The 6,790-nt window shown below is 35.8% G+C and carries 8 protein-coding genes; 1 reads left to right on the plus strand and 7 read right to left on the minus strand.

Translation table 11 applies throughout. The annotated features are described in order from the left end of the window. Positions 1 to 987: phage integrase SAM-like domain-containing protein (locus Q0039_RS00005; protein WP_297507104.1), on the minus strand; the 987-nt coding region annotated here is incomplete at its 3' end. Between the two features lie 326 nt (positions 988 to 1,313). After that, entirely contained in the window at positions 1,314 to 1,778 is a 465-nt protein-coding gene (locus Q0039_RS00010) for an NUDIX domain-containing protein (protein WP_297507108.1), read from the minus strand. Positions 1,779 to 1,889: 111 nt separating this feature from the next. Between Q0039_RS00010 and Q0039_RS00015 the strand changes: the two genes are divergently transcribed. Further along, positions 1,890 to 2,465, plus strand: a complete 576-nt coding sequence (locus tag Q0039_RS00015) for a pentapeptide repeat-containing protein (RefSeq protein WP_297507111.1) — start codon at positions 1,890 to 1,892, stop codon at positions 2,463 to 2,465. An 18-nt stretch (positions 2,466 to 2,483) separates the two neighbouring features. Here Q0039_RS00015 and Q0039_RS00020 read toward each other — a convergent pair whose 3' ends face one another. The 5 genes from Q0039_RS00020 to Q0039_RS00040 all read right to left on the minus strand — a co-directional run. Further along, the gene (locus tag Q0039_RS00020; protein ID WP_366520851.1) at positions 2,484 to 3,518 is read right to left on the minus strand and encodes an o-succinylbenzoate synthase; all 1,035 of its coding nucleotides are present in this window, start codon (positions 3,516 to 3,518) and stop codon (positions 2,484 to 2,486) included. Then, the gene (locus Q0039_RS00025) at positions 3,515 to 4,714 is read right to left on the minus strand and encodes a hypothetical protein (RefSeq protein WP_297507114.1); all 1,200 of its coding nucleotides are present in this window, start codon (positions 4,712 to 4,714) and stop codon (positions 3,515 to 3,517) included. The genes Q0039_RS00020 and Q0039_RS00025 overlap by 4 nt, the downstream gene beginning before the upstream one ends. Positions 4,715 to 4,768: 54 nt before the next feature. Further along, positions 4,769 to 5,443, minus strand: coding sequence for a metal-dependent hydrolase (locus Q0039_RS00030; protein WP_297507117.1), 675 nt, complete (start codon positions 5,441 to 5,443; stop codon positions 4,769 to 4,771). Positions 5,444 to 5,453: 10 nt separating this feature from the next. Further along, the gene (gene menA / locus Q0039_RS00035) at positions 5,454 to 6,431 is read right to left on the minus strand and encodes a 1,4-dihydroxy-2-naphthoate octaprenyltransferase (protein WP_297507120.1); all 978 of its coding nucleotides are present in this window, start codon (positions 6,429 to 6,431) and stop codon (positions 5,454 to 5,456) included. A 15-nt stretch (positions 6,432 to 6,446) separates the two neighbouring features. Continuing rightward, positions 6,447 to 6,790 (minus strand): PH domain-containing protein (locus tag Q0039_RS00040; RefSeq protein WP_297507123.1); only part of this gene is annotated, 344 nt, incomplete at its 5' end.

Below are 6,790 nucleotides of genomic sequence, written 5' to 3' on the forward strand. Positions count from 1 at the left end.
ATTAATTGTGTTTGGATGAAGGTATTCGGGCATTTTACCATTATGGCGTTCCATAATCTTTAGGATTCTTGAACCTACCGGTATGAAAACATAGGAGGCTGTTTTTGATTGTCGAATACGCATCAATTGAACTCCATCTTCAATAACAAAATCAGGATCTTTTAAAAATCGTGTCAAATCGCCTATACGTAAACCCGAAAAGCAACCAATTAAAAAGATATCCCTTGCGAGTGCTTCTTGCGGGTCAGTAAACACCAAGCTATTTATTTGCTCTAATTCAATTAAATTCAAATAGGGATGATGAACTACTTCTGACATTTTGGAAAAATACCTCCGTTGAAATTCTACATTATTATGCTTCCCTTCATCAAAAGCATATTGCAAAATTGTTTTGATTTTTTGTATAATACTTCCAATGTAGTTTTTGGAATAACCTTGATTCATCAAATACTCCATCAACTTAGCATGAAAATTTCGATCAATTATTGAAAATGGAATCGACTTTATACGGTGCGCCTTCATAAATCGCTTGAGAATACTCAAGATATTTCCAAAGGTTTTTAAGGTTTCTGGACTTAAAACTTTTTTTGAATACGGCGAAGGTTGGGTTTTGTAATGTTTTAAAAAAAACTCAAAATAATAAATTAAATCATCCTCATTTTGTTTTTGAAGCATTGATTTGGGAGTCCAATTAACAGGTTTAGTTACCGTAAATAAAGCTTGAATTTTTTCTGCACAGCATTCAAAATCATTTTCTTCAATAAGAATTGCATTAATTTTTGTTTCTAGTGTTGCTAAACGCTGATTAATAGTTAATGCATTTGGAGTTGAGCTTGGCATTTTTACTCTTTGCTTGGCTGTATTCCAATCCTTTTCATTTGTTAATGTAATTCCAAGTGCGATTCGAAATTTATAATACAATCCTGAACGCGCTTCAAAATGAATACTTGACTTGATTCCTTTTCTTAAATAAAACCGTGTTTTCATAACTTCAATTTTTAGATTATTTTTACCTTTTTGAAGTTAATCAAGAACAAAAAATGCATCCTTTTTTGTGTCCATTTTTGTGTCCATTTCTGACCAAATGTGTCCATTTTTGTCCAAATACAAAAAATGCTCACCACTAAAAAAGCCGCTAACAGCATGGTTTTCAAGGATATTTTTGAAAAAAATGAATTCCAAATATCGAGCTGTCGAGGTCACTAATACTAAAAATAAAAAACGCCAATTTTAATTGAGCGTTTTTTTTATAATATCAATTTTGTATATTTTCAATTCCTTTAGAATAGTTAATCATCCAATTTACCCATCCGCTAATTTCTATACCGCTCTTTGATTACAGTTCGAATAGAACTAAATCCTATTGCATCCAGATCCATTACTTTTGGATCAATCCAAGCGATTGATTGAATTTCATCGGGTGCTTCAATATGAATTGCTGCTGCGTCTAGTTCGTATTCAAAAAACAAATCCAATGTTTTGTAAAGAATCGTTTTATACAAGTAATTGTTTGGGGCACTGGTGATATATTTTAAGTTGGAAACATCAAGATCAATTCCCAATTCCTCTTTAATTTCACGGCAAGCTGCCAATTCCCCTCGTTCACCGGGGTCTACAAAACCGCCTGGCAAATCCAATTTCCCTTTGTCGGGTTCGTTGTTTCGAATGGTAAAAAGTACTTTATTTTCAAATTTTAAAACTACGGCAACCGCAGCTGCCACATTGTGAAAATACACAAAACCACAATGAAGACATTCCAAGCGGTAATGGTTTTCCATTTGTAAATGTGTAGAAGTGCATCGGGGACAAAATTCAAATACCATTGGGAATGTTTTCTCAAATATAAAAATTCTGAGGCATATTATGTACCTTTCCTACAAATTTCACCTATGAGCTATAACTATATCTATGATCAGAATTTTACTGGAAAAGTACTATCCCAAGCCGACATCCAGGATACGGAATTTGAAAATTGCACATTTATTGATTGCGACTTTACAACGTGCTTCTTTCGCAATGTGACATTTGTTGGGTGTAATTTTTTGCATTGTAATTTTAAAGCAGCACCGATAAATCACACCTCATTTCGCGGAGTTTGGTTTACCAGTTGTAATCTTACATCGGTAAATTTTGCCATGACTGATCAAGTAATTTACGAATTTCATTTTAAGGACTGTTTGTTGGACTACAGTCAATTTTATAAATTAAAGCTCAAAAATATTCAATTCATCCATTGCAGTATGATTGCAGTTGATTTTATGACAACTGATCTTTCTGGAGCATTATTTGACGCTTGTAATTTACGAAGAACCGTTTTCAGTGATACCAATCTTGAAAAAGCAGATTTTTACACGAGTTATGACTATTCTATCGATCCAGAGAAAAACAAAATAAAAAAGGCACGATTTAGTTTATTCGGATTAAAAGGGTTGTTAGAAAAATATGAATTGAATATTATCGATTAATTTTCATCCACAAAACCTTTAAAAAATATCCCAGTTCTTTTCTGGACGGTACCACAAATGCGCTTGAGCCACTTCTAATGGGGATACGATATTGTTGGTATATAAAGTTCCTGTTCCTAATCCCTGAGGCATTGGGTTTCCTAATAAATACGTATACTGTGCGATAGCGTTCAGGCCAACATTACTCTCTAATGCTGAGGTGATCCACCAACCTATGTTGTGTTCTTTTGCTAATTGTATCCAAGTGTCTGTCCCTTGAAATCCGCCAATAAAGCTTGGTTTTAAGATAATAAATTGGGGTTGAATCGCTTCTAACAAGGCTATTTTTTTATCCGTTTCAAAAACACCAATTAACTCTTCATCCAGCGCTATTGGAATCGGTGAATATTGACATAATTCATGCATGGCGTCCCACTGCCCTGGAGCAATTGGTTGTTCAATACTATGGATATGATAGGGAGCAAAAGCTTCAAGTTTTGATTGAACTTCTTCTACCGTGTAAGCGCCGTTAGCATCCAATCGAATCTCCAATTCATCGGGACCGTATTGTGCTCTAAATTGCTCCAATAACCGTAACTCTTCGTAAAGTTTATTGGAACCTACTTTCATTTTTACACAACGAAATTCATTACTCACTTTTCGTTCAAACTGCAATTCAAGTGATTTTGGGTTGGCCATCCATAATAAACCATTAATTGGGATTCCTACTTTACCAGCTGTAAAGTCAGAGGGAAACAAAAGTGCAGGATGCTCTTGCTCGAGCGATAAAAAGGCTTGCTCAATAGCAAATTGAATAGAAGGAAACTCAATTAATGATTGATACAATTCTTCCTTACCCATATGAATATGATCACAAACCCACTGCAATTTTTCTTCAAAATCGGGACGGTCATCACTACTCAAACCACGAAGCATTCCGCATTCACCAATTCCTTTTTTACCATCGTGCTCAAGAAACAAATACCATGTCTCTTTAACTTCCATAATCTCACGTGAAGTCACGGCTGGACGATGAAAATTAAGCACATACCGAACATATTTTGCTACAATCATTCTAACAACCGTTTTATTTTAGCAAATTGATTTGTTGGTAAACCCGAACGCTCAAATGCATTCAAATCAATCAAGACCTGTTCTTTCCATGGTTTCCCATTTGGAAAATTTTGCGATGCATATTTTTTATAGAGCGCTTTAGCTTCTGATTCGTTATCGGTAAACAAATACACATGAGCTTCGGCCAGCTTCATGCGCAAATCTTCCATGGCATTTTGGGGAGTTTCTTTCAAACAAGTCGCAGCTTTAGTAATCTGACGGGATTGAAGATAACACTGTATTAAAGTAGCATAAAGTACCGCGTCTTTAGTACCTGAGTGAATTTCTGCTTGCAATTTACCGATACCTTCTTCGGTTTTTCCTTTATTAAAAAGAGTAAATGCAGTTGAAGCAATTTGTTCGCTGCGTTTTTCTAGTTCTCCTGTGCGATGCAACGCTTCTTTTTCACAAAGGATGCCCAATTGGTTTCGTTCTGCAGCATCCAACTTTTTATAATTAAAGTAAGTTGTTTTTGCCATTACTTGCTTAACAAACGTAACTTGAAAATCCTCTTTTTGAACGAGAAAAGCATATACCTCTCGTTTCTTTGCCCAATTTGATAATTCCTTACGGGCACTTTCGGTCCAGCCTCTACTAGCTTCATTATCAATCCAAGGCACAACCTCAAAAACAACCTTTTGCTGCATTAACCAATTGTCACTTTTAAATCCAAACCATAAATTCGTTCGAGGTTCTGCAACACATAATTGCCCCGCAGCCAATAATCGAGCTTCTTTATTCACCGGTGTGTTTTGCACGTAACATGCGTTAGCTGATTGATCCGATGTTAAATAGGTATTGGCATCATTTTCATTAGTGAAAATGGAAAAAGTTGCCTTATCCTTACCACTTATAGTGGAAGCCAAAAAAACAGCACCTGCTGCTCCTTGTGCTATTCCTGTAGGATCAGGAATTGCTTTCAGTACAGCGACTAAACTCGATGACATTTTTTGATTATCATCGAGCAGCGTTATTCGGTAAACCAACTCGGTAGTTCCTTCAGGTAAAGGATTGGTTTTAATTACTTTCTTTTCACCAGCACGCAGATCAAAGGTTTCTGTGGTGGTTCGCATAGTATCCCAATAGCCTTTTTTAGTTTGGGCATACGTAACAAATAGGCTCAATGTGGTAATCCACAAAACTGCATTTCTTTTCATCTTCATATATATATCGCGTCTTCGCAAGACTTTATTGTGGCAAATATCAGAACTTTACAGCTCAATACTCTCTTGAATATTCAAAAGTACTAATTCTTTTCCTTTTTTTGCAAATTTTTGTTTTGCAATTTGGTGATCAATTTCAATATAACCAAACGTATCATAATGATAGCCTAAAACACGATTACAGTCAACAAAATCGGAAGCAATTAAGGCATCATCGACATCCATGGTAAAATTATTACCAATGGGAAGCACAGCCAAATCCAATGAAGTTCGCATCGGAATTAATTGCATATCCATGGTTAATGCTGTATCTCCGGCTATGTATATATTCCTATCGGCTTCAATGACAAACCCACCGGGTTGGCCACCATAGCTGCCATCGGGAAACGAACTCGTATGAATTGCATTTACAAAACGCACGGTTCCAAAATCAAATTTCCAACTCCCGCCATGATTCATTGGATGGTATGAAAAACCCTTAGCACCATAATGCGATGCAATTTCATAATTGGAAACAATAACAGCACCTGTGTTTTTAGCAATAGCTTCGGCATCTAAAATATGATCTTGGTGCGCATGTGTTAATAAAATATAATCTGCTTTAATTGAAGCAATATCGATGTGCGCTGCATTCGGATTTCCTGTAATAAAAGGATCAACTAATACGATAGAACTACCCGTTTCTATTGATAGGCAGGCATGGCCATAAAATGTTATTTTCATAGTATATTCACTAAGGGGTTTGACTTTCAAATATTGAACTTAACAAATACAAGGTTTCATCAGAAAAAAAGAAAATTAACTGCAAAGCCATTACCACACTAATAAAAAAGGTACACAAGGCAACCTTTTTCAATTCGGGATCTAATAATCGGGGCGAAGTATTGGCATTTACTCGTTTCAAATGAAAAAATAAAGGCAAATAAAACACCATAAAAAAGTAATTGTCGCTATTAAAATGATCGGGATTAGCATCGTATCGCATATCAAAAACATAAGCAAATACAGCACACAATACCATCGCCGAAAGGATTAAAAAAAAGTGGTATTTTTTACCCCAAGCTCCACCATATTTAACAATTAAAGTGTTTTTTCCCACCTTTCGATCGGACGCTTCATCGCGCATATTGTTTAAATTTAAAACCGCTACGCTTAAAAATCCAATAGCAGTAGCTGGAAGCACTAAAACCGGATCTAATTCTTTCAAAATCATAAAAGAAATACCGAGCGTACTAACCCAACCGAAAAATATAAAAACAAAAACATCTCCTAAGCCACGGTATCCGTAGGGATTTTTTCCAACAGTGTAACGAATAGCAGAAGCAATGGCTACAATTCCCAACACAAAGAAAATCATGGAGTACATGAAATTAGAGACACCAAAGGCTTTATAAATCAAGAGCATGGCCGAAACCAACGTGAGAAAAGCTGTAATAAAAATCGCAAAACGCATAGCGCCAGGTGTAATAGCTCCCGATTGTATTGCTCTTTCGGGTCCGATTCGGTCTTCATTATCGGTTCCTTTAACTCCATCGCCATAATCATTTGCAAAATTGGATAACACTTGTAATCCAATGGTCGTGGATAATGCAAGAATCACAATTTTCCAGTTGAAACGTGATTGTGACATAGCAAAAAAACTCCCGATTAAAATACCGGATACAGATAAGGGTAATGTACGAACACGAGCGGCTTCAATCCAATGTTTCATAATAGGTGATTTAAATTACATCCAGTTATGGTCTTGACTTTCTAATTGAAACAACCATAAATTAACATACTCCTTTAGTGTTTCAAAGTTAGCTAAATAAAAGCTGATATTTCCTGCTGCAGTATGTAAAGTTACCGAGCCAATGTTGATTGCTTTATGCCAAAACAATTGGGAAGTGGTAATCGCTTGAATTTTATCGGTTTCAAGAATATCCTGTGCAATGTCCCAAGCACCCGTATAACGCATAATAAAATCTTGACCAACAAAAAAACGATACGATTTAAATGCCACATATTGGTAGACAAGCATCAGTAGCGCATAACCAATTAAACCAAAATAGACTTCGGGTTGTTGTGCCG

It is taken from the genome of Flavobacterium sp. (genome assembly GCF_027484945.1).
Taxonomy (GTDB): domain Bacteria; phylum Bacteroidota; class Bacteroidia; order Flavobacteriales; family Flavobacteriaceae; genus Flavobacterium.